The 25,943-nt window shown below is 39.1% G+C and carries 28 protein-coding genes; all 28 read left to right on the top strand.

What is annotated here, in order from left to right; translation table 11 throughout:
• Positions 1 to 15: 15 nt before the first annotated feature.
• Positions 16 to 3,582: a chromosome segregation protein SMC gene (gene smc, locus IHV10_RS05690; protein WP_197128217.1), complete on the top strand. Its 3,567-nt coding sequence runs from the start codon at positions 16 to 18 to the stop codon at positions 3,580 to 3,582.
• Between the two features lie 14 nt (positions 3,583 to 3,596).
• On the top strand, positions 3,597 to 4,580 hold the full coding sequence (gene ftsY / locus IHV10_RS05695; protein WP_197127699.1) for a signal recognition particle-docking protein FtsY: 984 nt from the start codon (positions 3,597 to 3,599) through the stop codon (positions 4,578 to 4,580).
• 229 nt (positions 4,581 to 4,809) lie between these two features.
• Complete coding sequence (locus IHV10_RS05700) at positions 4,810 to 5,133, top strand: putative DNA-binding protein (RefSeq protein WP_066393591.1); 324 nt, start codon at positions 4,810 to 4,812, stop codon at positions 5,131 to 5,133.
• A 15-nt stretch (positions 5,134 to 5,148) separates the two neighbouring features.
• On the top strand, positions 5,149 to 6,495 hold the full coding sequence (gene ffh, locus IHV10_RS05705; protein ID WP_197127700.1) for a signal recognition particle protein: 1,347 nt from the start codon (positions 5,149 to 5,151) through the stop codon (positions 6,493 to 6,495).
• A gap of 82 nt (positions 6,496 to 6,577) precedes the next feature.
• A complete protein-coding gene (gene rpsP / locus IHV10_RS05710; RefSeq protein ID WP_066393596.1) occupies positions 6,578 to 6,850 on the top strand; it encodes a 30S ribosomal protein S16 in 273 nt (90 codons plus the stop codon).
• 21 nt (positions 6,851 to 6,871) lie between these two features.
• Positions 6,872 to 7,099 (top strand): KH domain-containing protein, encoded by a 228-nt coding sequence (locus IHV10_RS05715; RefSeq protein WP_066393598.1) that lies wholly within the window; start codon positions 6,872 to 6,874, stop codon positions 7,097 to 7,099.
• A 223-nt stretch (positions 7,100 to 7,322) separates the two neighbouring features.
• Positions 7,323 to 7,454, top strand: coding sequence for a hypothetical protein (locus tag IHV10_RS22935; protein WP_255520069.1), 132 nt, complete (start codon positions 7,323 to 7,325; stop codon positions 7,452 to 7,454).
• A 50-nt stretch (positions 7,455 to 7,504) separates the two neighbouring features.
• A complete protein-coding gene (gene rimM / locus IHV10_RS05720; RefSeq protein ID WP_197127701.1) occupies positions 7,505 to 8,020 on the top strand; it encodes a ribosome maturation factor RimM in 516 nt (171 codons plus the stop codon).
• Positions 8,020 to 8,760 carry a tRNA (guanosine(37)-N1)-methyltransferase TrmD gene (gene trmD, locus IHV10_RS05725; protein WP_197127702.1) on the top strand — a complete coding sequence of 247 codons (741 nt, stop codon included), beginning with the start codon at positions 8,020 to 8,022 and terminating at the stop codon, positions 8,758 to 8,760. The genes rimM and trmD overlap by 1 nt, the downstream gene beginning before the upstream one ends.
• A 113-nt stretch (positions 8,761 to 8,873) precedes the next feature.
• Positions 8,874 to 9,215: a 50S ribosomal protein L19 gene (gene rplS / locus IHV10_RS05730; RefSeq protein WP_066393605.1), complete on the top strand. Its 342-nt coding sequence runs from the start codon at positions 8,874 to 8,876 to the stop codon at positions 9,213 to 9,215.
• 84 nt (positions 9,216 to 9,299) lie between these two features.
• Positions 9,300 to 9,851: a signal peptidase I gene (gene lepB, locus IHV10_RS05735; protein ID WP_144700811.1), complete on the top strand. Its 552-nt coding sequence runs from the start codon at positions 9,300 to 9,302 to the stop codon at positions 9,849 to 9,851.
• Between the two features lie 11 nt (positions 9,852 to 9,862).
• A complete protein-coding gene (gene ylqF, locus IHV10_RS05740; protein WP_197127703.1) occupies positions 9,863 to 10,726 on the top strand; it encodes a ribosome biogenesis GTPase YlqF in 864 nt (287 codons plus the stop codon).
• Positions 10,727 to 11,116: 390 nt separating this feature from the next.
• Positions 11,117 to 11,902 carry a ribonuclease HII gene (locus IHV10_RS05745; RefSeq protein ID WP_197127704.1) on the top strand — a complete coding sequence of 262 codons (786 nt, stop codon included), beginning with the start codon at positions 11,117 to 11,119 and terminating at the stop codon, positions 11,900 to 11,902.
• Positions 11,895 to 13,361, top strand: a complete 1,467-nt coding sequence (locus IHV10_RS05750; protein WP_197127705.1) for a hypothetical protein — start codon at positions 11,895 to 11,897, stop codon at positions 13,359 to 13,361. The genes IHV10_RS05745 and IHV10_RS05750 overlap by 8 nt, the downstream gene beginning before the upstream one ends.
• Positions 13,358 to 13,633: an EscU/YscU/HrcU family type III secretion system export apparatus switch protein gene (locus IHV10_RS05755; protein ID WP_197127706.1), complete on the top strand. Its 276-nt coding sequence runs from the start codon at positions 13,358 to 13,360 to the stop codon at positions 13,631 to 13,633. Before IHV10_RS05750 ends, IHV10_RS05755 begins: the two co-directional genes overlap by 4 nt.
• A 46-nt stretch (positions 13,634 to 13,679) precedes the next feature.
• Entirely contained in the window at positions 13,680 to 13,838 is a 159-nt protein-coding gene (locus tag IHV10_RS05760; RefSeq protein WP_197127707.1) for a small, acid-soluble spore protein, alpha/beta type, read from the top strand.
• Positions 13,839 to 14,040: 202 nt separating this feature from the next.
• Complete coding sequence (gene sucC / locus IHV10_RS05765) at positions 14,041 to 15,201, top strand: ADP-forming succinate--CoA ligase subunit beta (protein ID WP_137789680.1); 1,161 nt, start codon at positions 14,041 to 14,043, stop codon at positions 15,199 to 15,201.
• A 34-nt stretch (positions 15,202 to 15,235) separates the two neighbouring features.
• Positions 15,236 to 16,150, top strand: a complete 915-nt coding sequence (gene sucD / locus IHV10_RS05770) for a succinate--CoA ligase subunit alpha (protein ID WP_153238551.1) — start codon at positions 15,236 to 15,238, stop codon at positions 16,148 to 16,150.
• A 78-nt stretch (positions 16,151 to 16,228) separates the two neighbouring features.
• Positions 16,229 to 17,095, top strand: a complete 867-nt coding sequence (gene dprA / locus IHV10_RS05775) for a DNA-processing protein DprA (protein ID WP_197127708.1) — start codon at positions 16,229 to 16,231, stop codon at positions 17,093 to 17,095.
• 99 nt (positions 17,096 to 17,194) lie between these two features.
• Positions 17,195 to 19,270: a type I DNA topoisomerase gene (topA, locus tag IHV10_RS05780; protein ID WP_197127709.1), complete on the top strand. Its 2,076-nt coding sequence runs from the start codon at positions 17,195 to 17,197 to the stop codon at positions 19,268 to 19,270.
• 13 nt (positions 19,271 to 19,283) lie between these two features.
• Positions 19,284 to 20,588 carry an FADH(2)-oxidizing methylenetetrahydrofolate--tRNA-(uracil(54)-C(5))-methyltransferase TrmFO gene (gene trmFO, locus IHV10_RS05785; RefSeq protein ID WP_197127710.1) on the top strand — a complete coding sequence of 435 codons (1,305 nt, stop codon included), beginning with the start codon at positions 19,284 to 19,286 and terminating at the stop codon, positions 20,586 to 20,588.
• A gap of 61 nt (positions 20,589 to 20,649) precedes the next feature.
• Positions 20,650 to 21,555 (top strand): tyrosine recombinase XerC, encoded by a 906-nt coding sequence (gene xerC, locus IHV10_RS05790; protein ID WP_197127711.1) that lies wholly within the window; start codon positions 20,650 to 20,652, stop codon positions 21,553 to 21,555.
• Between the two features lie 24 nt (positions 21,556 to 21,579).
• Positions 21,580 to 22,119 carry an ATP-dependent protease subunit HslV gene (gene hslV / locus IHV10_RS05795; RefSeq protein ID WP_137789675.1) on the top strand — a complete coding sequence of 180 codons (540 nt, stop codon included), beginning with the start codon at positions 21,580 to 21,582 and terminating at the stop codon, positions 22,117 to 22,119.
• A gap of 22 nt (positions 22,120 to 22,141) precedes the next feature.
• Positions 22,142 to 23,536 (top strand): HslU--HslV peptidase ATPase subunit, encoded by a 1,395-nt coding sequence (gene hslU, locus IHV10_RS05800; RefSeq protein ID WP_197127712.1) that lies wholly within the window; start codon positions 22,142 to 22,144, stop codon positions 23,534 to 23,536.
• Between the two features lie 24 nt (positions 23,537 to 23,560).
• Positions 23,561 to 24,340 (top strand): GTP-sensing pleiotropic transcriptional regulator CodY, encoded by a 780-nt coding sequence (codY, locus tag IHV10_RS05805; protein ID WP_197127713.1) that lies wholly within the window; start codon positions 23,561 to 23,563, stop codon positions 24,338 to 24,340.
• A gap of 439 nt (positions 24,341 to 24,779) precedes the next feature.
• The gene (gene flgB, locus IHV10_RS05810; protein WP_197127714.1) at positions 24,780 to 25,166 is read left to right on the top strand and encodes a flagellar basal body rod protein FlgB; all 387 of its coding nucleotides are present in this window, start codon (positions 24,780 to 24,782) and stop codon (positions 25,164 to 25,166) included.
• Positions 25,167 to 25,168: 2 nt separating this feature from the next.
• The gene (gene flgC / locus IHV10_RS05815) at positions 25,169 to 25,615 is read left to right on the top strand and encodes a flagellar basal body rod protein FlgC (RefSeq protein WP_197127715.1); all 447 of its coding nucleotides are present in this window, start codon (positions 25,169 to 25,171) and stop codon (positions 25,613 to 25,615) included.
• A gap of 12 nt (positions 25,616 to 25,627) precedes the next feature.
• On the top strand, positions 25,628 to 25,930 hold the full coding sequence (fliE, locus tag IHV10_RS05820; RefSeq protein ID WP_231618137.1) for a flagellar hook-basal body complex protein FliE: 303 nt from the start codon (positions 25,628 to 25,630) through the stop codon (positions 25,928 to 25,930).
• The last annotated feature ends 13 nt before the right edge of the window (positions 25,931 to 25,943 follow it).

The following is a 25,943-nucleotide window of genomic DNA, read 5'->3' on the forward strand; positions in this document are numbered from 1 at the left end:
AAGGGGGATTTAATGATGTTCCTCAAACGAATTGATGTAGCAGGATTTAAATCATTTGCAGAGCGGATACAAGTTGAATTTGTACAAGGGGTTACAGCGGTTGTTGGCCCTAACGGTAGTGGTAAAAGCAATATCTCAGATGCTGTACGGTGGGTGCTGGGTGAACAGTCAGCGAAGTCTTTGCGCGGCTCTAAGATGGAAGATATCATCTTCGCAGGTAGTGATAACCGTAAACCATTAAATGTGGCTGAAGTTACACTTACGTTAGATAACGAGGATCAGCATCTGCCGCTTGATTACAATGAAATATCGATCACGCGAAGAGTGTATCGTTCAGGAGACAGTGAATACTTAATCAACAAACAACAGTGTCGTTTAAAAGATATTGTAGAGCTGTTTATGGATTCTGGACTTGGACGAGAAGCATTCTCTATAATCGGACAAGGTCGGGTAGAAGAAATATTAAGCAGCAAATCTGATGAGCGCAGAAAGATCTTTGAAGAAGCTGCAGGTGTTTTAAAGTACAAGACCCGAAAGCAAAAAGCGGAGGCGAAACTCACTGAAACCCAAGAAAACCTGAATCGTGTAGAAGATATACTACACGAATTAGAAGGTCAAGTAGAGCCTCTCAAAATCCAAGCTTCCATTGCAAGAGATTATCTTGAGAAGAAAGAAGAGCTTGAGGTCGTTGAAACAGCTGTACTTGTTCAAGAGATCGAAGAATTGCACGTTCGATGGGAAAAGCAGAAAGAACTTGTTGCAGAACTACAACAGCAAGAAACAATTCTTTCAGCAAAAGTGAAACAAGGCGAAACTAAGATCGAAAGAGCAAGACTTGATATGCAAGCTATGGATGAATCGATCGACGAACTGCAAAATGCCCTTCTTTTAGCGAGTGAGACGTTGGAAAAGCTAGAAGGAAAGAAAGAAGTTTTAAAAGAACGTAAAAAGAATTACGATCAAAATAAAACGGCGCTTTTAGAACAAATTCAGCTTTACAAGGCGAAAAAGGAAGAATTAGGAAAACGACTTAGTGTTGAAAAAGACTCATTACGAGATAAAGAAAAACAACTAAAAAGCATAAAAAAGCAAGTGAAAGACGAGGAAGGACGATTGTCTGTTCTCGAGATGGACGTTGAAGCAGAACTAGAAAAATTAAAAAGTGATTATTTCGAGCGCTTGAACGAACAAACAACGATTAAGAACGAGATGCGTTATTTAGAGGATCAGGCTAGGCAGCAGAGCTCAAAGAGCTCTCGTTTAGATGAAGAGAATACTAAATACCTGGACCAAAGAGAAAGATTAAAAGAAACAAGAAGAAACGCTGAAGCTGCTTATCAAACAGCTGAAACGCAATTGAAAACAAAGCAAGAAGAATATCAAACATTAAAATCAGAAATATCGATCGAGGATCAGGAAACAAGAACACTTCAAGATAAATTGTATCAAGCGTATCAGTTTATTCAGCAGTTCAAATCTAAAAAAGAGATGCTTGAATCGATGCAGGACGAATACGCAGGTTTCATGCAAGGAGTTAAAGAGGTTTTAAAAGCGAAAGATACAAAGCTTACTGGTATTGAAGGCGCAGTAGCTGAGCTTTTATCGGTACCTTCAGAAGTTGAAACGGCGATTGAAACGGCTCTAGGCGCTTCTATGCAGCATATTGTTGTAGATCATGAACAAAATGCCATGAAAGCCATTCAATATTTGAAGCAAACGAGAGCAGGAAGAGCCACTTTCTTACCTTTAAATATAATTAAACCGCGACAGATCTCAAGTGCAGATGCTCACCAAGCAAGCTCTATCGAATCATTTGTAGGGATTGCTGCGAACCTTGTTACGTTTGATGCTAAATATCAAAATATAGTAGGCAATCTATTAGGAAATATTATCATTGCCAAAGATCTAGCTGGTGCGAACAAGATTGCAAAGCAAGTGAGCTATCGTTATCGAATCGTTACTCTTGAAGGAGATGTCGTGTCTCCTGGAGGTTCCATGTCTGGAGGAAGTCTGAAACAAAAAAGCAACTCTCTACTGAGCAGACAAAGAGAGATTGATTCTCTTACGGATAAAGTGGGGACAATGGAGAAGCAAACTCTTCAACTAGAGGAAAAAGTAAATGAATTACGATCTAAAGTAATCAAGAAGAAAGAAATACTTGAATCTCTTCAAACGGAAGGAGAGCTCTTAAGAGAACAAGAACAAGAGCTGAAAGCCTCTTTACGGGAAGTTGAAATGGAAGAGAAGAGTTTAAACGATAGACTTCAGCTGTATGATCGCGAAAAGAATTCCTATGAATCTGAAAGATCGGCTGCAGATAGTCGTCTTACTGATCTTCAAAAGAAACTCGATCTTGCTTTGAAGTCTGGGAAAGAACTTGAAAAGACGATTGCTGATCTGACAGAGAAAAAGAAGAATAATCAGAGCTCAAAAGAAGAACTCAGGGAAGCACTAACACTATTGAAGATTAAAGCAGCCGAACTCGAACAACAGGTTGCCAATCAGCGTGAAAAGTGCTTAAGAATTCAAGAAGATTTTCACGAAGTGGAAGTTAAGAGCAAAGAAACAGAAGAAGATTATTGGCTTCTTGAGGAAGAGATGAACTCAAGCTCTTCTGGTGAAGATTCTCTTGATGAGCAGATTCAACAGAGAAGACATGAAAAGAACAATGCATTGAAATTAATTGCAGAACGAAGAAAAGAAAGAACGGATTCTTTCCGATCGATAGAAAGTATGGAGATCGGACTAAAAGAGGCAAAAAGGCAATATAAGCAACTTCATGATGGACTTAGAACAGAAGAAGTTAGTATTAATCGTCTCGATGTTGAACTAGAATCAAGACTTACTCATCTTAGAGAAGAATATGGACTTTCATATGAAGGTGCGAAGCTGAAGCATCGATTGGAGATACCGCTACAAGACGCAAAACGAAAAGTAAAGCTGATTAAAATGGCGATCGAAGAGCTCGGGGCAGTAAATATTGGTGCGATCGAAGAATACGACAGAGTTAGCCAGCGCTTTGATTTTCTTACAGAACAAAGAAACGACCTAACAGAGGCAAAGGATACACTTTATGGCGTGATCTCCGAAATGGACGAAGAGATGAAGAACCGTTTTGAAGAGACATTTACTTCTATTCGTTCCCATTTTGGTGTAATTTTTAAAGAGTTGTTTGGTGGTGGTCGAGCTGACCTCGTTTTAACTCAGCCAGATGATATGCTATTAACGGGTGTAGACATCATGGCGCAGCCACCTGGCAAGAAGTTGCAGCAACTAGGCCTATTATCTGGTGGAGAACGAGCCTTAACTGCTATTGCCTTACTATTTGCAATTCTGAAAGTCAGACCTGTTCCGTTCTGTATTTTAGACGAAGTTGAAGCAGCACTTGATGATGCGAACGTAAATCGTTTCGCTAAATTTTTACGAGCATTTAGTAAAGAGACACAATTTATCGTTGTTACGCATCGTAAAGGTACAATGGAAGAAGCGGATGTACTTTATGGAGTCACCATGCAAGAGTCTGGTGTCTCGAAGCTTGTTTCAGTAAGACTAGAAGAAACAAAAGAACTTGTTACATCATAGGGAGGAAATTGATAGTGAGTTTTTTGAAACGATTAAAAGAAAAATTCTCAACTCAGCAATCTGAGGAATCATCGGAAAAGTTTAAGAGTGGACTAGAGAAAACGAGGAACTCTTTTTCATTTAAAGTTAACGATCTACTCAAGAGATTTAGAAAAGTAGATGAAGAATTCTTTGAAGAGTTAGAGGAGATCTTGATCGGAGCAGATGTTGGGGTTCATACCGTACTTGACATTATTGATCAACTTAAAGATGTTGCACGAACTAAAAACATTCAAAATCCAATGGAGCTTCGATCAGCGATTACTGAGAAATTAGCTGAAATGCTTCAAAAAGAAGAAACCGATAATAAACTGAACTTACAGACTGATGGAATGACAGTAATTCTGTTCGTAGGAGTAAACGGTGTTGGTAAAACAACAACGATCGGGAAACTTGCTCATCAGTTGAAGACAGATGGCAAGAAAGTGATTCTAGCGGCCGGAGATACTTTCCGGGCAGGTGCGATCGATCAGCTTGAAGTATGGGGAGAACGCGCTGGAGTTGATGTGATCAAACATCATGAAGGAGCAGACCCTGCAGCCGTTATTTACGACAGCATCCAGGCTGCTAAGTCTCGGAAAGCGGATGTACTGCTTTGTGATACAGCTGGTAGACTGCAAAATAAAGTAAATCTGATGAACGAGCTCTCAAAAGTGAAACGTGTCATCGAACGAGAGATTCCTGGTGCTCCTCATGAAGTTTTGCTTGTTGTTGATGCTACAACAGGTCAGAATGCAATGAATCAGGCAAAAACATTCGGTCAATCAACAGATGTAACGGGCTTAGTTTTAACTAAACTTGATGGAACAGCAAAAGGCGGTATCGTTTTAGCGATTCGTCACGAACTAGATATTCCAGTCAAGTTTGTGGGACTTGGTGAGAAGCTTGATGATCTGCAGGAGTTTGATGCTGATCAGTTTGTATATGGTTTATTTGCAGGAACAGAAGAAGAAGAATAAAATTTAAAGCCTTTTAGCTCTATATAGAGCTAAAAGGCTTTTTTATAGATATTAAAAAATTGCACAAGCTGGAATTAGTCAATATAAAGCCAAATCTAGTCAATATAGATTCAAAACTCTTTTAGTACTAAATCAATTCTTCTCTGTTAAGAAAAAAACTTGACATCTAAAACCATGGGTTGTATAGTAATCACGTAAAGGCATTTCACTTAACAAGGGTTGTGGAAAAATGCTAGATAAAACAATGAGAATTAATTATCTATTTGATTTTTACCAAGCATTATTAACCCCTAAACAGAAGAATTATATGGGTTTGTACTATTTGGACGATTATTCTCTCGGTGAAATTGCTGAACAATATAATGTCAGCCGCCAGGCCGTTTATGATAATATTAAACGGACAGAGGCGATGCTGGAAGAATATGAAGAAAAGTTAGGGCTTTTTGCAAAGTTTCAGGAACGTGATCAGTTGCTGTCATCTTTAAGAGAGCTTCTGAATTCTGAGCCTGATAACGTAATTGCAATTATCGATCGCCTTGAAAATATGGAATAGGAGGCGTTCAGTGAGATGGCATTTGAAGGTTTAGCCGACCGTCTTCAGAACACTTTACAAAAAATTCGTGGAAAAGGGAAAGTAAATGAAGCGGATGTAAAGGAAATGATGAGGGAAGTACGCCTTGCTCTTCTTGAGGCGGACGTTAACTTTAAAGTAGTAAAAGATTTTGTGAAAAAAGTATCTGAACGTGCTGTTGGTCAAGAAGTATTAAAAAGTCTGACACCAGGACAGCAAGTAGTAAAAGTTGTTAACGATGAACTGACAACCCTCATGGGTGGGGAACAAAGCAAGATTGCCGTTTCCAACCGACCACCAACTGTTATTATGATGGTTGGTCTGCAAGGTGCTGGTAAAACAACAACAACAGGAAAGCTTGCAAATCATTTACGCAAAAAGCAAAATCGCAAACCGCTACTGGCCGCAGCTGACATCTACCGTCCTGCTGCGATCAAGCAATTAGAAACAGTAGGAAAGCAATTGGATCTTCCTGTGTTTCAGATGGGAGATCAAGTAAGTCCTGTCAAAATTGCTGAATCAGCTATCGCAAAAGCAAAAGAAGAACATCACGATTATGTCATTATTGATACAGCGGGGCGTTTACACATTGATGAAACGCTGATGGATGAGTTGAAGCAGGTAAAAGAAATTTCAAAACCTGATGAGATCTTCTTAGTTGTAGATGCAATGACTGGTCAAGATGCAGTGAATGTAGCAGAGAGCTTTAACGAAGCGTTAGGAATCACTGGTGTTGTCTTAACCAAACTTGATGGAGATACACGTGGTGGTGCGGCACTTTCAATTAAAGCTGTTACAGGTCTTCCTATTAAATTTGTAGGTCTTGGTGAAAAGATGGATGCTTTAGAGCCTTTCCATCCAGATCGTATGGCTTCAAGAATTTTAGGAATGGGTGACATGCTTACTCTTATCGAAAAGGCACAAACCTCAGTAGATGAAGAGAAAGCGCGCGACCTTCAGAAGAAGATGCGTGATATGTCGTTCACGTTCGATGATTTTCTTGATCAAATGGGACAAGTGAGAAATCTTGGACCGCTTGATGAAGTACTTGGCATGCTACCAGGTGCGAACAAGATGAAAGGCCTCAAGAACGTTCAGATCGATGAAAAACAGATCGGTCACGTTGAAGCCATTATCCGTTCGATGACTCTTTCTGAAAGAGAACAGCCTGACATCATAAATGCCAGCCGTAAGCGCCGCATCGCTAAAGGAAGCGGTAGAACGGTGCAAGAAGTAAATCGCCTCATCAAACAATTCGAGGACATGAAGAAAATGATGAAACAAATGTCCGGAATGATGAATGGCAAAAAGAAAAAAGGTGGATTTAAATTCCCTTTTATGTAAACTGAATTTTCAGGTTTACAAACCTGTCAATTTATACTATCATATTATTTTGTGTGAACTATTTTCGGAGGTGCAAGTTATAATGGCAGTAAAAATTCGTTTAAAGCGTATGGGTGCTAAGAAAGCTCCTTTTTATCGTGTAGTAGTAGCAGATTCTCGTTCTCCTCGTGATGGACGTTTCATCGAAGAGATTGGAACTTATAACCCAGTTGCTAACCCAGCTGAAGTTAAAATCAACGAAGAAAAAGCTCTTGAGTGGATGACAAACGGTGCGAAACCATCTGATACAGTTCGTAACCTATTCTCAAAAGCTGGTCTTATGGAGAAATTCCATAACGCGAAAAACCAAAAATAATTTTGACGAAGGGGAACAGATATGACAGAGTTGATCGAATCAATTGTGAAAGCTCTAGTTGATCACCCAGATGAAGTTAGCGTCAAAGAGGTTCAAGAAGGACACCGACTTGTTTATCAATTAACTGTTAACCAGACAGATATGGGGAAAGTTATTGGGAAGCAAGGAAGAGTGGCTAAAGCGATTCGAACGGTTGTAAATGCAGCTGGAACGAATCAAAATAAAAGGATTTCAATCGAAATCGTCTAAAAAGGATGAGGGAAACCTCTTCCTTTTTTATTTATTAAAATACTTAAATAACTTTAGATATTCAAGAAATTATGTTCAACAAAGTTTCGTAACGATTTATTAAAAGGCTATTTTCTAAAGGACTGTTGCTTTTAATTCTTTTTTATTGTCTTCTTTGAATAGGTGATTGGAGTGGAAGGTGCGAGACTCCTGCGGGACAGGCGGGCAGGTGAGACACTTAAGAGTGAAACGAACAAATGTGGCTCACCGCCTGCCCCGCGGAAAGCGAGCACCTGGAACGGAAATCAACTACTTTCAAGGGCAACAAAGTGCGAAAATGGCCTATAAAAAGTATACATATCGAGTTTTATGCTAAAATTTAGATTATAAGTAACTGATTAATTTGTACGGAGGTAGTGTATCAATATGGAAAATGAATGGCTGAACGTAGGTAAGATAGTAAATACACATGGAATTAGAGGAGAAGTCAGAGTGATCTCTAGAACTGACTTTCCTGAGGAACGCTATAAGATCGGAAACACATTATATGTAGATATGGGATCAGATCATATACCTGTAAAGATTGAAACGCATAGAAAACATAAGCAATTTGATCTTTTGACGTTTGAAAACCTGCATAACATAAATGATGTAGAACGTTTTAAAGGCAATCTTCTTAAAGTGCCTAAAGAACAGTCTGTTTCGTTAGATGAAGGAGAGTTTTTCTATCATGATATCATCGGTTGCTCAGTTTTCACTGTTGAAGGTGAAGAACTAGGAAAAGTAAAAGAAATATTGTCTCCTGGAGCAAACGATGTATGGGTAGTGAAGAGAAAAGGATTTGGATCAGATATTCTTATCCCTTACATTCCTTCTGTTGTTAAATCTGTGGATGTGAAAGAGTCAAAGATTGTTATTGAGCCATTAGAAGGATTATTCTAATGAAAATAGATGTCTTAAGCCTTTTTCCAGAAATGTTTTCAGGCGTTTTTGGTCAATCGATCTTAAAAAAGGCGCAGGAAAAGAATGCACTAGAACTTCGAGTGATTGATTTCCGTGAGTTCTCAACGAACAAACATCGTAATGTAGATGACTACCCATACGGAGGAGGAGCAGGCATGGTCCTTACTCCACAGCCTTTGTTTCATGCGGTTGATCATCTAACGAAAGAGGCAACTGTAAAACCTAGAATCATCCTTCTATGTCCTCAAGGTGAAACGTTTACTCAAGGAAAAGCAGAAGAGTTGGCTGAAGAAGAACATCTTATTTTCTTGTGCGGTCATTATGAAGGTTATGATGAACGTGTTAGGAAACACCTTGTAACGGATGAGATTTCAATCGGTGACTATGTGTTAACCGGTGGAGAGCTTGGTGCAATGGTCGTTATAGATGCTGTTGGGAGATTGCTTCCTAATGTTCTAGGAAAAGAAGCCTCACACCAAGAGGACTCATTCAGCACAGGTTTGTTAGAACATCCTCAGTATACGAGACCTGCAGATTTTCGAGGTATGAGAGTTCCTGATGTTCTGATGTCAGGAAACCATAAGAACATTGAAACATGGCGCAAAAAAGAGTCTTTAAGAAGGACGTATGAACGTAGACCTGACTTGCTTGAAAAAATCAAGTTAACAAAAGAAGAAGAAATTTGGCTTAATGAGATAAAAGATAATAAAACAACTTGAACACTGTTTGAGTTATATGGTATTATATTATTTGTGGCTTATGCCCGTTTAATCCGGTGTTCCGCTGCTTTATCATTTAGCAAGAACATCCATGGGAAGGGAGGCAATAAACTATGCAACAGCTTATTGCAGATCTAGCGAAAGATCAATTAAAAGATTTACCAAAATTCCGTTCAGGTGACACTGTTCGTGTACACGTGAAAGTAATCGAGGGTACTCGTGAGCGTATCCAGCTTTTTGAAGGTGTAGTTATCAAGAAGCGTGGATCAGGAATTTCTGAAACGTTTACTGTTCGTAAAATTTCTTACGGTGTAGGAGTGGAGCGTGCGTTCCCATTACATTCACCGAAGATCGCGAACCTTGAAGTAGTTCGTCGTGGTAAAGTTCGTCGTGCGAAGCTATACTACCTACGTGCACTTCGCGGTAAAGCAGCTCGTATTAAAGAAATTCGCTAATAATTCTCGAAAGGAGCTTGACTTATTCAAGCTCCTTTTTCCATATTATAAGTAAGGAATTTCTAGAGATGGTGAGGATTAAGAATGGCACGTACAAAAAACGAAACGTGGGAATGGATTAAAGCATTAGCGGCAGCCTTATTATTAGCAGGAATCATTAGATTTTTCCTCTTCGCACCCGTCGTGGTGGATGGACAATCAATGATGCCAACTCTGCACAACGGAGATCGGCTGATCGTTAACAAGTTTTCCTATGTGATTGGCGATCCAAAAAGATTCGATATTGTAGTCTTCCATGCAACCGAAGAAAAGGATTACATAAAAAGAGTAATCGGGTTACCTGGAGATACGGTCGAATATAAAGATGACACCCTATATGTAAATGGTAAACAGGTAAAAGAAGAATATTTAGAAGCGTATAAAAAGAAAACAAAAGATGGAAACTTCACTTATGATTTTAAGTTACTCGAAGTAACGGGTAAGCAAAAGGTTCCTCAAGGTCAGCTATTTGTATTAGGTGACAACCGAAGAAATTCTCAAGACAGCCGAAATATTGGAACTGTGGATGATGATACAATCTTAGGAAAAGCATCTTTCCGTTTCTGGCCGTTAAAGGATATTGGATTTGTAAAGTAGGGTGAGATAAAATGACCATTCAATGGTTTCCTGGACATATGGCCAAAGCGCGCCGGGAGATAACTGAAAAACTCAAAATGATCGATGTGGTATTTGAGTTAGTGGATGCTAGAATTCCTCTAGCTTCTAGAAATCCTATGATCGATGAAATTCTTGGACAGAAACCTCGAATTGTTCTTTTGAACAAAGCAGATATGGCTGATCCAAAAGTAACATCCATGTGGGAAAGTTATTTTTCAGAAAAAGGAATTCCCTCTCTTGCTATTAACTCGCAAGATGGTAAAGGGATTAAAAAAATAGAACCGCTTGCTCATGAGCTAGTAAAAGAAAAGTTCGATAAGATGAGAGCAAAGGGAATCGTTAAACCACGTGCGGTTAGAGCACTTATTGTCGGCATACCTAACGTTGGTAAGTCCACGATCATCAACCGTATGGCGGGAAAGAACATTGCTGTAACAGGTGACAAGCCTGGTGTAACAAAAAAACAGCAATGGATCAAAGCGGGTAAGACATTAGAATTATTAGATACCCCAGGGATATTGTGGCCGAAATTTGAAGACCAAACAATTGGTTTGAAATTAGCGGTTACAGGAGCTATTAAAGAAACGCTCTTTGATTTTACTGAAGTAGTGTTGTATGCGATCAAGTATTTAAAAGAGCACTATGAAGAGCGTCTAGTGGAACGATACAAGTTGTCTGAGATTCCAGATGATTCGTTGCCTCTTTTCGAAGAAATCGGAAAGAAACGTGGCTGTATGATGAGTGGCGGAGAAGTGGATCTTGAAAAGACCGCTGAGATTGTTCTACGAGATCTTCGTGCAGAAAAGCTAGGGCGCTTGTCATATGAGCGACCAAATGAGTTTGAAATTAAATAGTATTAACCGAACAGGCGCTGATGAAAGTGCCTGTTTTTAAAATTATAAAGGCTCTCTAAAAGTTTTTTTAAAGACAAAATTGTTTTTTGGAAGTGGTTGATTTCCATTATAGGTTGCTCGGTTTCCGGGGGCCGTGCGCCACCTATGCTTTCTTGGAAAAATATTTGCTCCTCCGTCTACAAGCAATGCTACTGAAGTGTGGGCTTCCTCGTCGCATGCCTTACAAGATGATTCATGCAGAAGGCACGCTGATCCCCCAGGAGTCTCGCACCTTGCACTCCTATCAACTTGTCAATGATGCCAATGAATAATAAACAATCTAATATGAAACACCTTCTAAAAAGAACTTATATATAAACCGATATTACATACATAAAGAGCGTGATAAACATGAAACTGTCGATAAAAGAATGGGAACTAAAATTAAAAGCTTGTGAAGATACTGAGTTGGTATCTCTACTGAGCATCCTCTCTGAAGATGAAAGAGTAGGTGCAAAAAAATTATTCCAATCTTTCTCGAAACGCTTAGAGCGAGAAGAAGCTGAGAGAACAAGACTGAAATTAATGCATACTTACGAAGAGCAATGCCAAAGACAGGGTAAAACTTTGATCGCGGGTGTAGATGAAGTCGGCCGTGGACCGTTAGCTGGTCCCGTCGTGGCTGCTGCGGTTATTTTACCTTTAGGGTACATGCTACCAGGGGTCAATGATTCTAAAAAATTGTCCGAGAAAAAAAGAGATGCCCTTTATGAGATCATTTTGAAGGATGCGATTTCTTACTGTGTCCATTTCGTGCAACCTGATCAGATCGACGCGATCAACATATATCAAGCATCTAAGTTAGCGATGACAGAAGCTGTGCGCTCGCTAAATGTTACTCCAGATCAGCTATTAATTGATGCTATGGAAGTCCCATTAGCGATCGATCAATTGAAAATCATTAAAGGGGATGAGAAGAGTATTTCTATCGCGGCTGCATCAATCGTTGCAAAAGTTACAAGAGACCGCCATATGAAGATGTTAGATGGAAAATATCCCCAATATGGATTCGAATCAAATATGGGTTATGGAACGAAGGATCATTTAAACGCCCTTCAGCAGTATGGGCCAACAGAGATTCATCGTAAATCATTTAGTCCGGTAGGAGAACTTATAAAAATTACAGGAAGTGATTAACCTGTTACAATTCAACCAAATTCATGGTAAACCGTTAACTCCGGCTAGAACAATGGATCAGCCATTGTTGTTAAAGCTTAATCAGTTTATAACTGCTAAGATTTTAGAAATCTTCCCTGATCAATCAGCGAAGGTTCTTTATAATGGGTCAACACTTCATGCCAAATTAGAAGCACCATTAATCAAAGGAGATAACTATCTATTTGAAGTGTCAGAGAAAAACAATACGATCTATTTGAAAAAGGTAGATACGGATCCAGTTAAGTCTACTTCAGAGCAGATTTTATCGAGATGGAGCCTTCCAGCATCCGATATAAACAAAAAAGCAGTTGAATTTGCCATCATAGAAAAGTTACCTCTATTAAAAGAGAACATAAAAACCGTTTCCGAGGTTATGAAATTCACAAACGAGTTGCCACTACATGAAAAAAAAGCAGTAGTTCAGCGTATGATGGAGCTTCAATTGCCTCCTAAGCAAGAGATCGTTCAAGCAGTTGCTTTCAGTCTAAAAAGCCATGCAGGATCAAGTAATGAATTCAAACAGCTCTATGAGGCTCTCATGCCCTTTATTCATAAAGATAAAGCTGTTTCGAAAACCATTGAGCTATTACAAGAACTCTATGCATTTAAAGGTAATGAGGCAAGTAAGCAACAGGCTGCCATTCAAGATAGAGTACGAAGTATGGATTTAAAAAACACAGCAGACATCGTTATGCCGTTGAATGGAAAACTTCCAGATCCATTAAAGGTTCAGACAACAAGTATATATGACGTGCAAGAAAATCTACCCACACAATTAAAAGGCGATGTAATGAAGGTTTCTAAAGAAACAAATCTGAACCCATCAGAAGAATTTATTACAGCCGCAAAAAAGTGGTTGATTAAATCTGGTCTACTGCATGAAAAAAACATTTTATTAGACCCGATACAACTAAAACAAACGGAAACGCTAAAGTCACAACTACTGAACCTGCAACAGAACGCTGACCGCATAGAGCTGCCTGAGATCATACAGCAAAAAACAGAACAAGCCTTAAATAAACTTACAGCTCAACAGTTACAGAATATACAAAGCAACGAGAACATGCAGCAATTTATCCTTCATATTCCGTTTAATGGATCGGAAAATCCGAAAGAGATGACCGTTCGTTGGGAAAGCAAAAAGCAAGATGGAAAAGGGATCGATCCAGACCATTGTAGGATGCTTTTTTGGTTAGAGATGAAGCATCTAAAAGATGTAGCTGTAGATGTGCATATTCAAAACAGAATCGTTTCATTAAAAGTGTACAATTCGCATCCAGCTATCGAAAAATTTTCAGAACCGTTATTGAACACGTTAAAGATTAGTATGAAGAACATGAATTATACACTAACATCCGTAACATTCAGTTCTCAAAATAAGAAGATAAAAAATACCGAAACTTCTATTTCATACAAAGGATTGGATCTGAGAATATGAGTGAAAGTAAAAAAGAAGCTGTGGCGTTAAAGTATAGTCCTCTTGAATCTAACTCGCCTGTCGTTATCGCGAAGGGTAAGGGCGAAACAGCCGAGCGTATACTAAGGTCAGCTGAAAATCATGATATTCCTATTCAGGAAGATCCGTCTCTTGTCCATTTATTATCGAAGCTAGAGATCGACGAGAGTATACCTGAAGAATTGTATGAAGTGGTCGCTGAACTGTTTGCTTTTATTTATAAATTAGATAAAGAAGCAGGGGAAACTACATAAATATAATTGAAACGGGGCATTCCTATCTTTAAAGGAGTGTGTTTTAATGCCTAGAAATAAATTAGTCGTACAGCAATCGGAACAACTAGTGAACCAATTTAAAGAAGAGATGGCTGAAGAGTTTGGGATGTATCGTTCAGTAGCCGAATCTGAAGCGATAACACCAAAAATAATCAAGAAACAGAAAAACGAAAAAAATAAATGAAAAAAGAAAGTGTTTTCGTTCCTAAAGGGGACGAAAAAGCGATGAAACCAAAGTCATTTTATAGTGATTTTGGTTTTTTATTTTGGCTAAAAAAGGTGTATGCGCTTGCAATTTTCTGAAGAATAGTAGACATAATAGACTAGGTCTTATACAATGATAACGGTACTTTAAGTTTTCACCATGATAGGAGGATGGAGAGTAAATGAATATCCACGAATACCAAGGTAAAGAGATACTTAGAAAATATGGTGTGGCTGTTCCAAACGGGAAAGTAGCATTTACCGTTGAAGAAGCAGTAGAAGCTGCTAATGAGCTGGGGAGCACTGTATCTGTTGTTAAAGCACAGATCCACGCAGGTGGCCGCGGTAAAGCAGGTGGCGTAAAAGTCGCTAAAAATATCGATGAAGTGCGTACATACGCAAATGAAATTTTAGGAAAAGTTCTTGTAACTCATCAAACAGGTCCAGAAGGTAAAGAAGTTAAGCGCTTACTTATCGAAGAGGGCTGTGATATTAAGAAAGAATACTATATCGGTCTTGTATTAGATCGTGCAACATCTAGTGTTGTTATGATGGGATCTGAAGAAGGCGGAACTGAAATTGAAGAAGTGGCTGAAAAGACACCTGAAAAAATCTTCAAAGAAGTAATCGATCCAGCGATCGGCCTTCAAGCATTCCAAGCAAGAAGACTTGCTTATAACATCAACATCCCTACTGAATTAGTAGGAAAAGCAGTGAAATTCATGATTGGTCTATATACGGCTTTCGTTGAAAAAGACTGTTCAATCGCAGAAATCAATCCATTAGTTGTAACAGGTGACGGAAATGTTATGGCACTTGATGCAAAGATGAACTTTGATTCTAATGCTTTATACCGTCACAAAGACATCTTAGAATACAGAGATTTAGAAGAAGAAGATGCAAAAGAAATCGAAGCATCTAAATACGATCTTAGCTATATTTCTCTTGATGGAAATATTGGCTGCATGGTTAATGGTGCTGGACTTGCTATGGCAACGATGGACATCATTAAACATTACGGCGGCGACCCGGCTAACTTCCTTGACGTTGGGGGCGGCGCGACTACTGAGAAGGTAACAGAAGCATTCAAAATCATTCTTTCTGACCAAAATGTTAAAGGGATCTTTGTTAACATTTTCGGTGGAATTATGAAATGTGATATCATCGCGAACGGCGTTGTTGAAGCAACGAAACAAGTTGGTCTTGAGTTACCTCTTGTTGTGCGTTTAGAAGGTACTAACGTTGATCTTGGTAAAAAGATTCTTAAAGAATCTGGTCTAAACATTACAGCTGCAGATTCTATGGCTGATGGTGCAGAAAAGATCGTAGCTTTAGTTAAGTAATAGAGAAAACATCGTAGGAAGGATGGATTGATGCATGAGCATTTTTATTAATAAAGATACAAAAGTTATCGTTCAAGGTATTACAGGTTCTGTTGGTCTTTTTCATACAAAACAAATGCTTGAATATGGTACGAAAATTGTAGGCGGTGTTACACCAGGTAAAGGTGGTACGGAAGTTGAAGGTCTTCCTGTTTTCAACACGGTTGTTGATGCAGTTAAAGAAACAGGAGCTAACGCTTCTGTCATCTATGTTCCGCCTGCATTTGCTGCAGAAGCGATCATTGAAGCTGTTGACGCTGAACTTGATCTAGCAATCTGTATTACTGAAGGTATTCCAGTATTGGATATGGTAAAAGTTAAGCGTTATATGGAAGGCAAGAAGACACGTCTAGTTGGTCCGAACTGCCCGGGTGTAATCACTCCTGAAGAATGTAAGATCGGTATCATGCCAGGCTATATCCATACAAAAGGCCATGTTGGCGTAGTGTCACGTTCTGGAACATTAACTTATGAAGCTGTACACCAGCTTACAGAGCGTGGAATCGGTCAATCTACTGCAGTTGGTATCGGTGGTGACCCAGTCAATGGTACAGACTTTATCGACGTATTAAAGGCATTTAACGAAGATGAGGACACATATGCTGTAATCATGATCGGTGAGATCGGTGGAACAGCAGAAGAAGAAGCTGCTGAATGGGTAAAGGCGAACATGACTAAACCTGTAGTAGGTTTCATCGGTGGTCAAACAGCACCTCCAGGAAAACGTATGGGGCATGCTGGTGCGATCATCTCTGGTGGTAAAGGTACGGCAGATGAGAAGATCAAAACGATGAAAGCTTGTGGAATTAAAGTTGCAGCAACACCATCTGTTATGGGTGAGACTTTAGTTGAAGCTTTAAAAGAAAACGATCTATATGATCGCTGTGTAACAAACAAAGCAAAAGCGTAATAACGATTACAACGTGAAAAGCTCCCAGATCGGGAGCTTTTTATTTACATTGAATGGTTTCATGAGGAGGAATGAAGTTTGGATAAAGAACGCTTAATTTTTCTTCATCATTGCGAAGGACTCACTTGGAATCAATTAAAATCAATAGTTGTTGCTGATCCTGAACTAAAATCTGTTTTTTCAATGGACATTCGCAGGTTGAAAATGTCGTATGGTTTGAGTGAACTGACGGCAAAGCGTCTCTATCATCACATGAAACAAAATAATAGTACATACATAATGAAGAATCTAGTAAAACGATCTATTTCAGCTGTAACGATATTCGATGGAAATTACCCTCCGCTATTAAAGAATATTTATGACCCGCCATGGGTTCTTTATGGACAAGGCGATTGGACGGTCCTAAATCGGGATAAAATGATTAGTGTGGTCGGCACTCGAAATCCTAGCAGCCATGGAAAACAAGCGTTACGAAAGGTTCTTAGTCCTTTAATTGATGATAGATGGGTCGTGATCAGCGGATTGGCTAAAGGAATCGACACGTTCGCTCATGAGTTAAGTATACAAAAGAATTCTTTGACTGCAGCTGTTCTGGGCTCAGGGTTATTACAGGTCTATCCGAATGAAAATAGAGAACTCGCACATAAAATAAGTGAGCAAGGAATTGTATTATCGGAGTTTTCACCACACGTTTCACCAAAACGCTGGCATTTTCCGTTGCGTAACCGTATAATAAGCGGTCTCACCCGTGCAACGCTTGTTGCTGAAGCAAGAACAAAGAGTGGTTCGTTGATTACAGCTGATCAAGCACTCGAGCAAGGAAGAGATGTGTTTGCGATTCCAGGATCGATTTTAGAAGAGTGTGCAAACGGGACCAATTTTTTGATTCAAAATGGAGCAAAATTGGTCATGAGTGCAGAAGATATTCAAAATGAAAGTTTCTAACCGTTTTCATTTAAATGAGGAAACAGTTTGACAAATGCAGATACATTATTTAATAATAGGGAAGATTTCACTAAACCCTTAAAGGGGGATAAACTGTAAATGGAAAAATATTTAGTCATTGTTGAGTCTCCCGCAAAAGCAAAGACAATAAAAAAGTATCTAGGGAGCAAATATGACGTTAAAGCATCTATGGGACATGTTCGTGATCTTCCCAGAAGCCAGACTGGCGTAGATGTAGAAGCAAACTATGAACCGAAATACATTACGATTCGTGGTAAAGGTCCAATTTTAAAAGACTTGAAAACTGCAGCGAAAAAAGCGAAACGCATTTTTCTCGCAGCTGACCCGGATCGCGAAGGTGAAGCAATTGCATGGCATCTTGCTCACAGTTTGGACATGGATTTAGATTCTGAATGTAGAGTTGTGTTTAATGAGATTACAAAAAATGCGATAAAAGATTCTTTTAAACGACCAAGAAAGATCAATATGGACTTAGTTGATGCGCAGCAAGCAAGAAGGGTGCTAGACAGACTAGTAGGATACAAAGTCAGTCCATTATTATGGAAGAAAATAAAAAAAGGGTTGAGCGCTGGCCGTGTACAAACGGTGGCGGTTCGATTGATCGTTGAACGTGAGAAAGAAATAGAAGCTTTCCAACCGGAAGAGTATTGGAAGATTAAAGGAACCTTCAGTGCTTCTGGAGAGGAATTTGAAGCTCAGTTTCATGGAGTCGGCGGCAAGAAAAAAGATCTATCAAATGAAGAAGAAGTAAACGATATTCTAAAGACGATAAAAGGCAAACAATTTAAGATTGATTCTGTTCAGAAGAAAGAAAGACGCAGAAATCCTTCACCACCTTTTATCACTTCTTCACTACAACAGGAAGCGGCCAGAAAATTAAACTTCCGTGCTAAAAAGACAATGATGCTCGCACAACAATTATATGAAGGAATTGATCTAGGAAAAGAAGGTACTGTCGGTCTGATCACGTATATGCGTACAGACTCTACACGTATTTCAGATACAGCTAAAACCGAAGCTGCTGAATTCATAGAGAAAGAATATGGAGAGCAGTTCGTCAACAAATCAAGAGTGGAAAAGAAATCTGGTAAGAACGCTCAAGATGCCCATGAAGCGATTCGTCCTACTTCTGTTATGTATCACCCACGAGATTTGAAGACTTACCTTTCAAGAGATCAACTCAGATTATATAAATTAATCTTTGAGCGATTCTTAGCAAGCCAAATGGCATCAGCAGTTCTTGATACGATGACAGTGGATCTAGAGAACAATGGAGTCTACTTCCGTGCGACAGGATCTAAAGTTAAGTTTCCTGGATTCATGAAAGTCTATGTTGAAGGCAACGATGATGGAAAAAAAGAAGAAGATCGTATTCTTCCAGATGTTCAAGAAGGCATGAAGGTAGAAAAGAAAGAACTTGAACCAACTCAGCATTTTACGCAGCCTCCTCCACGTTATACAGAAGCTAGGCTTGTTCGTACGATGGAAGAACTGGGTATAGGCAGACCGTCAACATATGCACCAACACTTGATACCATTCAAAAACGTGGATATGTAGCTCTCGATGAAAAGAAGTTTGTTCCAACAGAACTGGGTGGTCTTGTTTTAGAGATGACATTGGAATTCTTTCCTGAAGTATTCAACGTTGAATTTACCGCTAAGATGGAAAGCGATCTTGACGAAGTAGAAGACGGAAAAGAGAACTGGATCAGAATCATCGATGACTTCTACAAAGGCTTTGAAAAGAAGCTTAAGATTGCAGAAGAAGAGATGCAAAAAGTAGAGATTAAAGATGAGCCAGCCGGTGAAGACTGTGAGAAATGTGGACATGAGATGGTCTATAAGATGGGACGCTTTGGAAAGTTTATGGCTTGTTCAAACTTCCCAGATTGCCGAAACACGAAACCAATCGTGAAAGATATCGGTGTTACGTGTCCGACCTGTCATGAAGGAACAATCGTAGAGCGGAAGAGTAAGAAAAAAAGACTGTTCTATGGATGTAACCGTTATCCAGATTGTGAATTCGTTTCTTGGGACAAACCTATTGCCAGAACATGTCCGAAGTGTAATAGTATGTTAGTAGAAAAGAAAACGAAAAAAGGCAAAGTCGTACAATGTGTATCTTGCGATTATGCTGAAGAGGAAGCAAAGTAAGGAGTTTATCTTCATGAATCAACATGTAAACGTAATCGGTGCAGGTCTTGCTGGCAGTGAAGCAGCTTGGCAGATCGCTAGCCGAGGAATTCAAGTAAAATTATACGAGATGAGACCGGTTAGACAAACGCCGGCTCATCATACAGAGAAGTTTGCAGAACTAGTGTGTTCGAACTCACTTCGTGCTAATACACTTACAAACGCTGTTGGTGTACTAAAAGAAGAGATGAGAAAATTAGATTCTGTTATTATTTCATCAGCAGATGATTGTGCTGTTCCAGCTGGTGGAGCTCTGGCGGTTGACCGTCATGAATTTGCTAGCCTTGTAACAGAGCGGGTTAAGAACCATCCAAATGTAGAAGTAATCACTGAAGAAGTAACAGAGATTCCAGAAGGTCCGACCATTATTGCGACAGGACCTTTAACTTCTGATAACTTATCAAAATCGCTAAACTCGTTAACGGGTGAAGAGTACCTCTATTTTTACGATGCAGCTGCTCCGATCATCGAAGTAGACAGCATCGACATGGACAAGGTGTACTTAAAGTCTCGTTACGACAAAGGCGAAGCAGCTTATTTAAACTGTCCGATGACAGAAGAAGAGTTTGACCGTTTTTATGAAGCATTGATCACTTCAGAAACAGTCCCTTTAAAAGAATTTGAAAAAGAGATCTTTTTTGAAGGATGTATGCCAGTTGAAGTAATGGCTAAAAGAGGAAAGAAAACATTATTGTTCGGACCGATGAAGCCTGTTGGCCTCGAGGATCCAAAAACAGGAAAGATTCCTTATGCTGTTGTTCAATTACGACAAGATAACAGTGCAGGAACTTTATATAATATCGTAGGTTTCCAAACACATCTAAAATGGGGACCACAAAAAGAGCTTCTAAGACTGATTCCAGGCTTAGAGAATGCTGAGGTAGTACGTTACGGTGTAATGCATAGGAATACATTCCTGAACTCGCCACGCCTCTTAGAAGAGACGTATCAGTTAAAAGCAAGAAAAGATCTTTTCTTTGCAGGTCAGATGACTGGAGTAGAAGGGTACGTTGAAAGTGCGGCTTCAGGTTTGATCGCAGGAATCAATGCAGCGAAGCTGATAAAAGGCGAAGAACTGGCTGTATTCCCGAAAGAAACAGCGATTGGAAGCATGGCGTATTATATTACTACGGCTAACCCAGATAATTTTCAGCCGATGAATGCTAATTTTGGCCTTCTCCCACCTCTTGAAAAGAGAATCAAAAACAAACAAGAACGCAATACAGCTCTAGCTGAAAGAGCACTGGAAACTATTCAGAATTTTATAACAAATTTGTGAACATGTATTGATTTAGCCCCTAAATTGTGTTACGATTTAGGGGCTTTGTGAGGTGTATGAAATGGTATCAGAACGCCAACATGTGGTGGATTTCTTGAATTATTTAATGATCGAGAAGAACTGTTCACCTTATACGATTGAACACTATGAAAAAGACATTAATGATTTTACTTCTTTTTTGAAACAGCAAGCAATCGAAGGATTCGCTGCTGTTTCTTATGTTTTAGTCAGGCAATATTTAGTGACGCTTCATGAGAAGAAGTATGCTCGAAATACGGTAGCAAGAAAGATATCGGCGATGAGAAGTTTTTATCGTTTTTTGAACCGCGAAAAAATCGTTGAAGAACATAACCCTTTCGCTATGGCATCACTCCCTAAAAAAGCAAGAATGCTTCCTCAATTTCTTTATGAAAAAGAGTTGGAGAGGCTTTTTGATGTGTCTGATGTTACAACACCCATGGGACAGAGAAATCAAGCAATCCTCGAAATACTGTACGGAACTGGAATGCGTGTCAGTGAATTGTGTAAGATGCAGTTGAAGGATCTTGATTTGAATGTAGAGATAGCGCTTGTTAAAGGAAAAGGAAAAAAAGAAAGATATGTACCGATCGGATCGTTTGCAAGAGAATCTCTTGCAAAGTATATACAAAACGGCCGCAACCTGCTGCTTGAAAAAACAGAAAAGAAGTCGGATGCATTATTTTTAAACTATAAAGGGGAACCTTTAACCGCGAGAGGCGTAAGAACTATATTAAATAAACTAATTGAGGAATCTTCCCTTACCATACATATCAGTCCGCATGTTTTGCGGCACACGTTTGCGACGCACATGCTGAATGAAGGTGCAGATCTAAGAGCAGTACAGGAACTTTTAGGGCACTCAAACCTTTCCTCTACACAAGTTTATACACACGTTTCAAAAAGTCATTTAAAAAAAATCTATAATAATGCGCATCCTCGAGCATAAAAACAAAAAGGGAGGGATTTTTCAATGTCAACATTTCATGCTACTACAATTTTTGCGATTCAGCATAACGGCAAATCCGCTATGACTGGAGATGGTCAGGTTACGTTCGGCAACGCAGTTGTAATGAAACATACAGCCAAGAAGGTTAGAAAGCTGTTTGGAGGAAAAGTGCTTGCCGGATTTGCAGGATCGGTTGCAGATGCATTTACGCTTTATGAAAAGTTTGAGAGCAAGTTAGAAGAATATAGCGGAAATCTGCAACGCGCTTCAGTAGAGATGGCTAAAGAATGGAGAACGGATCAAGTTCTAAGAAAACTTGAAGCTCTGCTTATCGTAATGAACGAAGAGCATATGTTATTGATTTCAGGTACTGGTGAAGTAATTGAGCCGGATGACGGGATTCTCGCGATTGGATCAGGTGGCAACTACGCTCTGGCTGCTGGTCGGGCACTGAAGAATCATGCACCTGAACTCTCTGCAAAAGAAATCGCACTTGCATCTTTAAAGACTGCTGGCGAAATTTGTGTTTACACAAACACAGAGATTGTTTTAGAAGAATTGTAAAAAAAGTAAAGGAGCGGTTGCAATGAACAGTCAATTAACTCCAAGGCAGATTGTTGAAAAGTTAGATCAGTATATTATAGGTCAAAATGATGCAAAGAAAGCTGTCGCTGTTGCGCTTCGAAATCGTTATAGAAGAAGTTTGCTCGACGACAAGCTGCGTGATGAAGTTTCACCTAAAAATATACTGATGATCGGACCTACGGGTGTAGGAAAGACAGAGATTGCTAGAAGATTAGCAAAGCTAGCTCAAGCTCCTTTCATTAAACTAGAAGCAACTAAATTTACTGAAGTTGGTTATGTAGGACGTGACGTTGATTCGATGGTTCGTGACCTAGTAGAAACTTCAGTAAGACTCGTAAAAGAGCTAAAGATGAATGATGTAAAAGACAAAGCTGAGCAAAATGCCAATAAGAGACTGGTAGAGCTTTTAGTTCCTGGTAAAAAAACAGAAACGAGCTTCAAAAACCCGCTAGAGATGTTCTTTGGTGGCGGTAATGGAGAACAAGAGCAAAAACCACAGCAAGACGATGTAGCGGATCTTAGACAGAGACGAAATCAAATGGCGCAGAAGCTGGCGCTCGGTGAGATGGAGGATCATCTTGTTTCGGTAGAAGTTGAAGAACAGAATCCTTCGATGCTAGACATGTTTCAAGGTTCAGGTCTCGAACAAGTAGGTATGAACATGCAAGACATGATCGGCGGTCTTATGCCGAAGAAAAAGAAAAAACGAAAACTCACTGTTCGAGAAGCTCGTAAAGTATTGACGCAAGATGAAGCGGCAAAGCTAATCGATATGGACGATGTTACGAGTGAAGCAGTTTACAAGACCGAACAAACAGGTATTATATTTATAGATGAGATCGATAAGATTGCAGGAAAGAACCAAAACTCTGCGGATGTGAGCCGTGAAGGTGTACAGCGAGACATCCTTCCGATCGTTGAAGGTTCTACGGTAATGACGAAATATGGTTCGATTAAGACGGATCATATACTGTTTATTGCAGCTGGAGCTTTTCATATTTCTAAGCCATCTGATCTCATTCCAGAGCTACAAGGAAGATTTCCGATCCGAGTTGAACTAAATAGCTTGTCTGTTGAGGATTTTACACGTATATTAATAGAGCCTGATAATGCGATCATAAAACAGTATAAAGCTCTATTGAGTACGGAAGGTATAAATGTTGAATTTTCTGACGATGCTATTGCTAAGATTGCAAGCATTGCTTATGAAGTGAATCAAGACACCGATAATATCGGTGCACGAAGACTTCATACCATATTAGAACGCTTATTAGAGGATCTATCTTTTGAAGCGCCTGATATCAGCTTAGATCAAATTACCATTACACCCGAGTATGTAGAAGAAAAACTGGCTAACATCGCAAAGAACAAGGATCTGAGCCAATATATATTATAGGATGCAGTAGGAGGAAGAAATACAATGAACTTATTGAACAAAGCAAGAAGTATCAACTCGATGCTTCAACAAACAGGTGGTAAACAAGTAAACTTTAAAGAGATGGCTGAAACACTAAGTACGGTGATTGAAGCAAATATTTTCGTAGTCAGCCGTCGCGGTAAACTGTTAGGCCTCGCTCTTAAACAAGAAATTGAGAACGAGCGTATGAAGAAGATGATCGAGGATCGTCAATTCCCTACAGATTACACGAAGAATCTTTTTAACATTACAGAATCACTTTCGAATATTGATATAGAGAGCGATTATACGGCGTTTCCAGTTGAAAACAAAGATTTGTTCTCTACAGGATTAACTACGATTGTTCCAATCGTAGGTGGCGGTGAAAGACTAGGAACTCTTATCCTTTCTAGACTTTCTACAGCGTTTGAAGAAGATGATCTAGTTCTAGCAGAGTATGGTGCTACAGTAGTTGGAATGGAGATCCTTCGTGAGAAAGCAGAAGAGATCGAAGAGGAAGCTCGTAACAAAGCAGTTGTTCAAATGGCGATCAGTTCACTATCATACAGTGAGCTTGAAGCGATCGAACACATTTTTGAAGAATTAGAAGGAAACGAAGGATTGCTTGTAGCAAGTAAGATTGCAGACAGAGTGGGAATTACACGATCTGTTATCGTCAATGCACTTCGTAAACTAGAGAGTGCTGGTGTAATTGAATCACGTTCTCTAGGTATGAAAGGTACGTATATCAAAGTGTTGAACGACAAATTCTTGCTTGAACTCGAAAAGCTTAAAACTTCATAACAATAAACGATAAAAAACCAGTTCTGAAAAATCAGAGCTGGTTTTTTTGTTGAATATACTAGATACATGTAAAAGGTAGGATTTTTTTGTTTTAGTTGTTCTTTTTAGAGAGCAGTGAGACAAGTGAGTATTTTTATAGAAAACATACAAATTCTTTATCCATTTTTATTATCCATGTAAAGGTATTGTGTTAAATTGTAAATAATTGTCGAGTTGGTCAAATATGGTAAAGAGGTACCAAAAACCGTATAAATATAGGGATTTTCTTACTAGTTTTAAATTTGGGTATAAAGTCACGGTCGAAATATAGTCCTTTCTATCGAAAAAAGTCAGTTTGGGAAAAAATACATAGACACTTTTTGGATATATCCCTTAAAATATGATAGTGAGGTAAGATTTAACATAATATGAAACTTCTATAGTAAAAAAGAGGGAAGTGGTGAACTTGTTCTCTGGCTCAGTCTTGAAAAACTTAGAAATGGCATTAGATGGATCTGCATTAAAACAAAAGACCATTTCAAATAACTTGGCTAATGTGGACACACCTGGATATAAAGCAAAAGAAACTGTTTTTAGCCAGGAATTCAAAAAAAGCTTGCAAGCACATCGAACAGATCAGCGACATTATTCATTCGGTAATGAATCATCAACTTCTTTTAGTGTTAAAGAAAAAACGAATACTGTGATGAATCATAACGGAAATAATGTAGATGTAGATAAAGAGATGGCTGAATTAGCGAAGAATCAGCTTTATTATCAGACACTTGTACAGCGGATTAATGGAAAGTTTAATTCGATTAAGATGGTTGTTAAAGGTGGGAGATAAATATGGGAGTTTTTGATGCAATGAATGTATCGGCATCCGGCTTAACCGCTCAACGGCTTAGGATGGATGTTGCTTCCTCGAATATGGCGAATGTCGATTCGACACGTGGAGAATTTAAGAATGGTGTGTGGGAACCTTATCGACGCAAAATGGTCGTATTAGGTTCAGGCGAATCTAGCTTTAAGAACATGTTTAATAAAGCAGTGAATAACGGAAAAATGTCTGGCGTTAAAGTCAATGGAGTAATCAGTGATCAAACTCCATTTAAAACGGTTTATCAACCTGAACATCCTGATGCTAACGAAGAAGGATTTGTTCGACTTCCAAATGTAGATCCACTAAAAGAAATGGTTGACTTAATGAGTGCTACTCGATCTTATGAAGCAAATGTTACTGCATTAAACGCAGCAAAAGGAATGTACTTAAAAGCATTAGAAATTGGCCGTTAGGGGTGTTAAAACATGGACAAAATTTCAATGAGTTCACTTCAGAATATTAGTAACCCTACATCATCAGTTGCAAAAGTGACACCATATGAAGCTCAAGAAGACTTTAAAAGCTATCTTAAGGGAGCTTTAGATACGCTGAGTGAAACACAAGCACAATCTAATCAAGCTACTCAAGGTTTGATGAACGGAAACATGGATAATCTTCACCAAGTTATGATCACTGCCGAAAAAGCAAGTGTAACGATGCAAACGACTCTTGAGATTCGTAATAAAGTTGTTGAGGCCTACCAAGAAATTATGAGGATGCAGGTATAGGCTCTGTTATATG

The organism is Fictibacillus sp. 5RED26 (assembly GCF_015903895.1).
Classification (GTDB): domain Bacteria; phylum Bacillota; class Bacilli; order Bacillales; family Fictibacillaceae; genus Fictibacillus; species Fictibacillus phosphorivorans.

What these genes read in the sequence shown, in the direction of transcription:
- xerC (WP_197127711.1), top strand. Translation starts at nt 20,650, where the DNA reads ATGGTATCAGAACGCCAACATGTGGTGGATTTCTTGAATTATTTAATG.
- ylqF (WP_197127703.1), top strand. Translation starts at nt 9,863, where the DNA reads ATGACCATTCAATGGTTTCCTGGACATATGGCCAAAGCGCGCCGGGAG.
- IHV10_RS05745 (WP_197127704.1), top strand. Translation starts at nt 11,117, where the DNA reads ATGAAACTGTCGATAAAAGAATGGGAACTAAAATTAAAAGCTTGTGAA.
- flgC (WP_197127715.1), top strand. Translation starts at nt 25,169, where the DNA reads ATGGGAGTTTTTGATGCAATGAATGTATCGGCATCCGGCTTAACCGCT.
- sucD (WP_153238551.1), top strand. Translation starts at nt 15,236, where the DNA reads ATGAGCATTTTTATTAATAAAGATACAAAAGTTATCGTTCAAGGTATT.
- IHV10_RS05760 (WP_197127707.1), top strand. Translation starts at nt 13,680, where the DNA reads ATGCCTAGAAATAAATTAGTCGTACAGCAATCGGAACAACTAGTGAAC.
- rpsP (WP_066393596.1), top strand. Translation starts at nt 6,578, where the DNA reads ATGGCAGTAAAAATTCGTTTAAAGCGTATGGGTGCTAAGAAAGCTCCT.
- rimM (WP_197127701.1), top strand. Translation starts at nt 7,505, where the DNA reads ATGGAAAATGAATGGCTGAACGTAGGTAAGATAGTAAATACACATGGA.
- trmD (WP_197127702.1), top strand. Translation starts at nt 8,020, where the DNA reads ATGAAAATAGATGTCTTAAGCCTTTTTCCAGAAATGTTTTCAGGCGTT.
- ffh (WP_197127700.1), top strand. Translation starts at nt 5,149, where the DNA reads ATGGCATTTGAAGGTTTAGCCGACCGTCTTCAGAACACTTTACAAAAA.
- fliE (WP_231618137.1), top strand. Translation starts at nt 25,628, where the DNA reads ATGGACAAAATTTCAATGAGTTCACTTCAGAATATTAGTAACCCTACA.
- codY (WP_197127713.1), top strand. Translation starts at nt 23,561, where the DNA reads ATGAACTTATTGAACAAAGCAAGAAGTATCAACTCGATGCTTCAACAA.
- hslU (WP_197127712.1), top strand. Translation starts at nt 22,142, where the DNA reads ATGAACAGTCAATTAACTCCAAGGCAGATTGTTGAAAAGTTAGATCAG.
- IHV10_RS05700 (WP_066393591.1), top strand. Translation starts at nt 4,810, where the DNA reads ATGCTAGATAAAACAATGAGAATTAATTATCTATTTGATTTTTACCAA.
- topA (WP_197127709.1), top strand. Translation starts at nt 17,195, where the DNA reads ATGGAAAAATATTTAGTCATTGTTGAGTCTCCCGCAAAAGCAAAGACA.
- trmFO (WP_197127710.1), top strand. Translation starts at nt 19,284, where the DNA reads ATGAATCAACATGTAAACGTAATCGGTGCAGGTCTTGCTGGCAGTGAA.
- smc (WP_197128217.1), top strand. Translation starts at nt 16, where the DNA reads ATGTTCCTCAAACGAATTGATGTAGCAGGATTTAAATCATTTGCAGAG.
- lepB (WP_144700811.1), top strand. Translation starts at nt 9,300, where the DNA reads ATGGCACGTACAAAAAACGAAACGTGGGAATGGATTAAAGCATTAGCG.
- IHV10_RS05715 (WP_066393598.1), top strand. Translation starts at nt 6,872, where the DNA reads ATGACAGAGTTGATCGAATCAATTGTGAAAGCTCTAGTTGATCACCCA.
- sucC (WP_137789680.1), top strand. Translation starts at nt 14,041, where the DNA reads ATGAATATCCACGAATACCAAGGTAAAGAGATACTTAGAAAATATGGT.
- rplS (WP_066393605.1), top strand. Translation starts at nt 8,874, where the DNA reads ATGCAACAGCTTATTGCAGATCTAGCGAAAGATCAATTAAAAGATTTA.
- IHV10_RS05755 (WP_197127706.1), top strand. Translation starts at nt 13,358, where the DNA reads ATGAGTGAAAGTAAAAAAGAAGCTGTGGCGTTAAAGTATAGTCCTCTT.
- hslV (WP_137789675.1), top strand. Translation starts at nt 21,580, where the DNA reads ATGTCAACATTTCATGCTACTACAATTTTTGCGATTCAGCATAACGGC.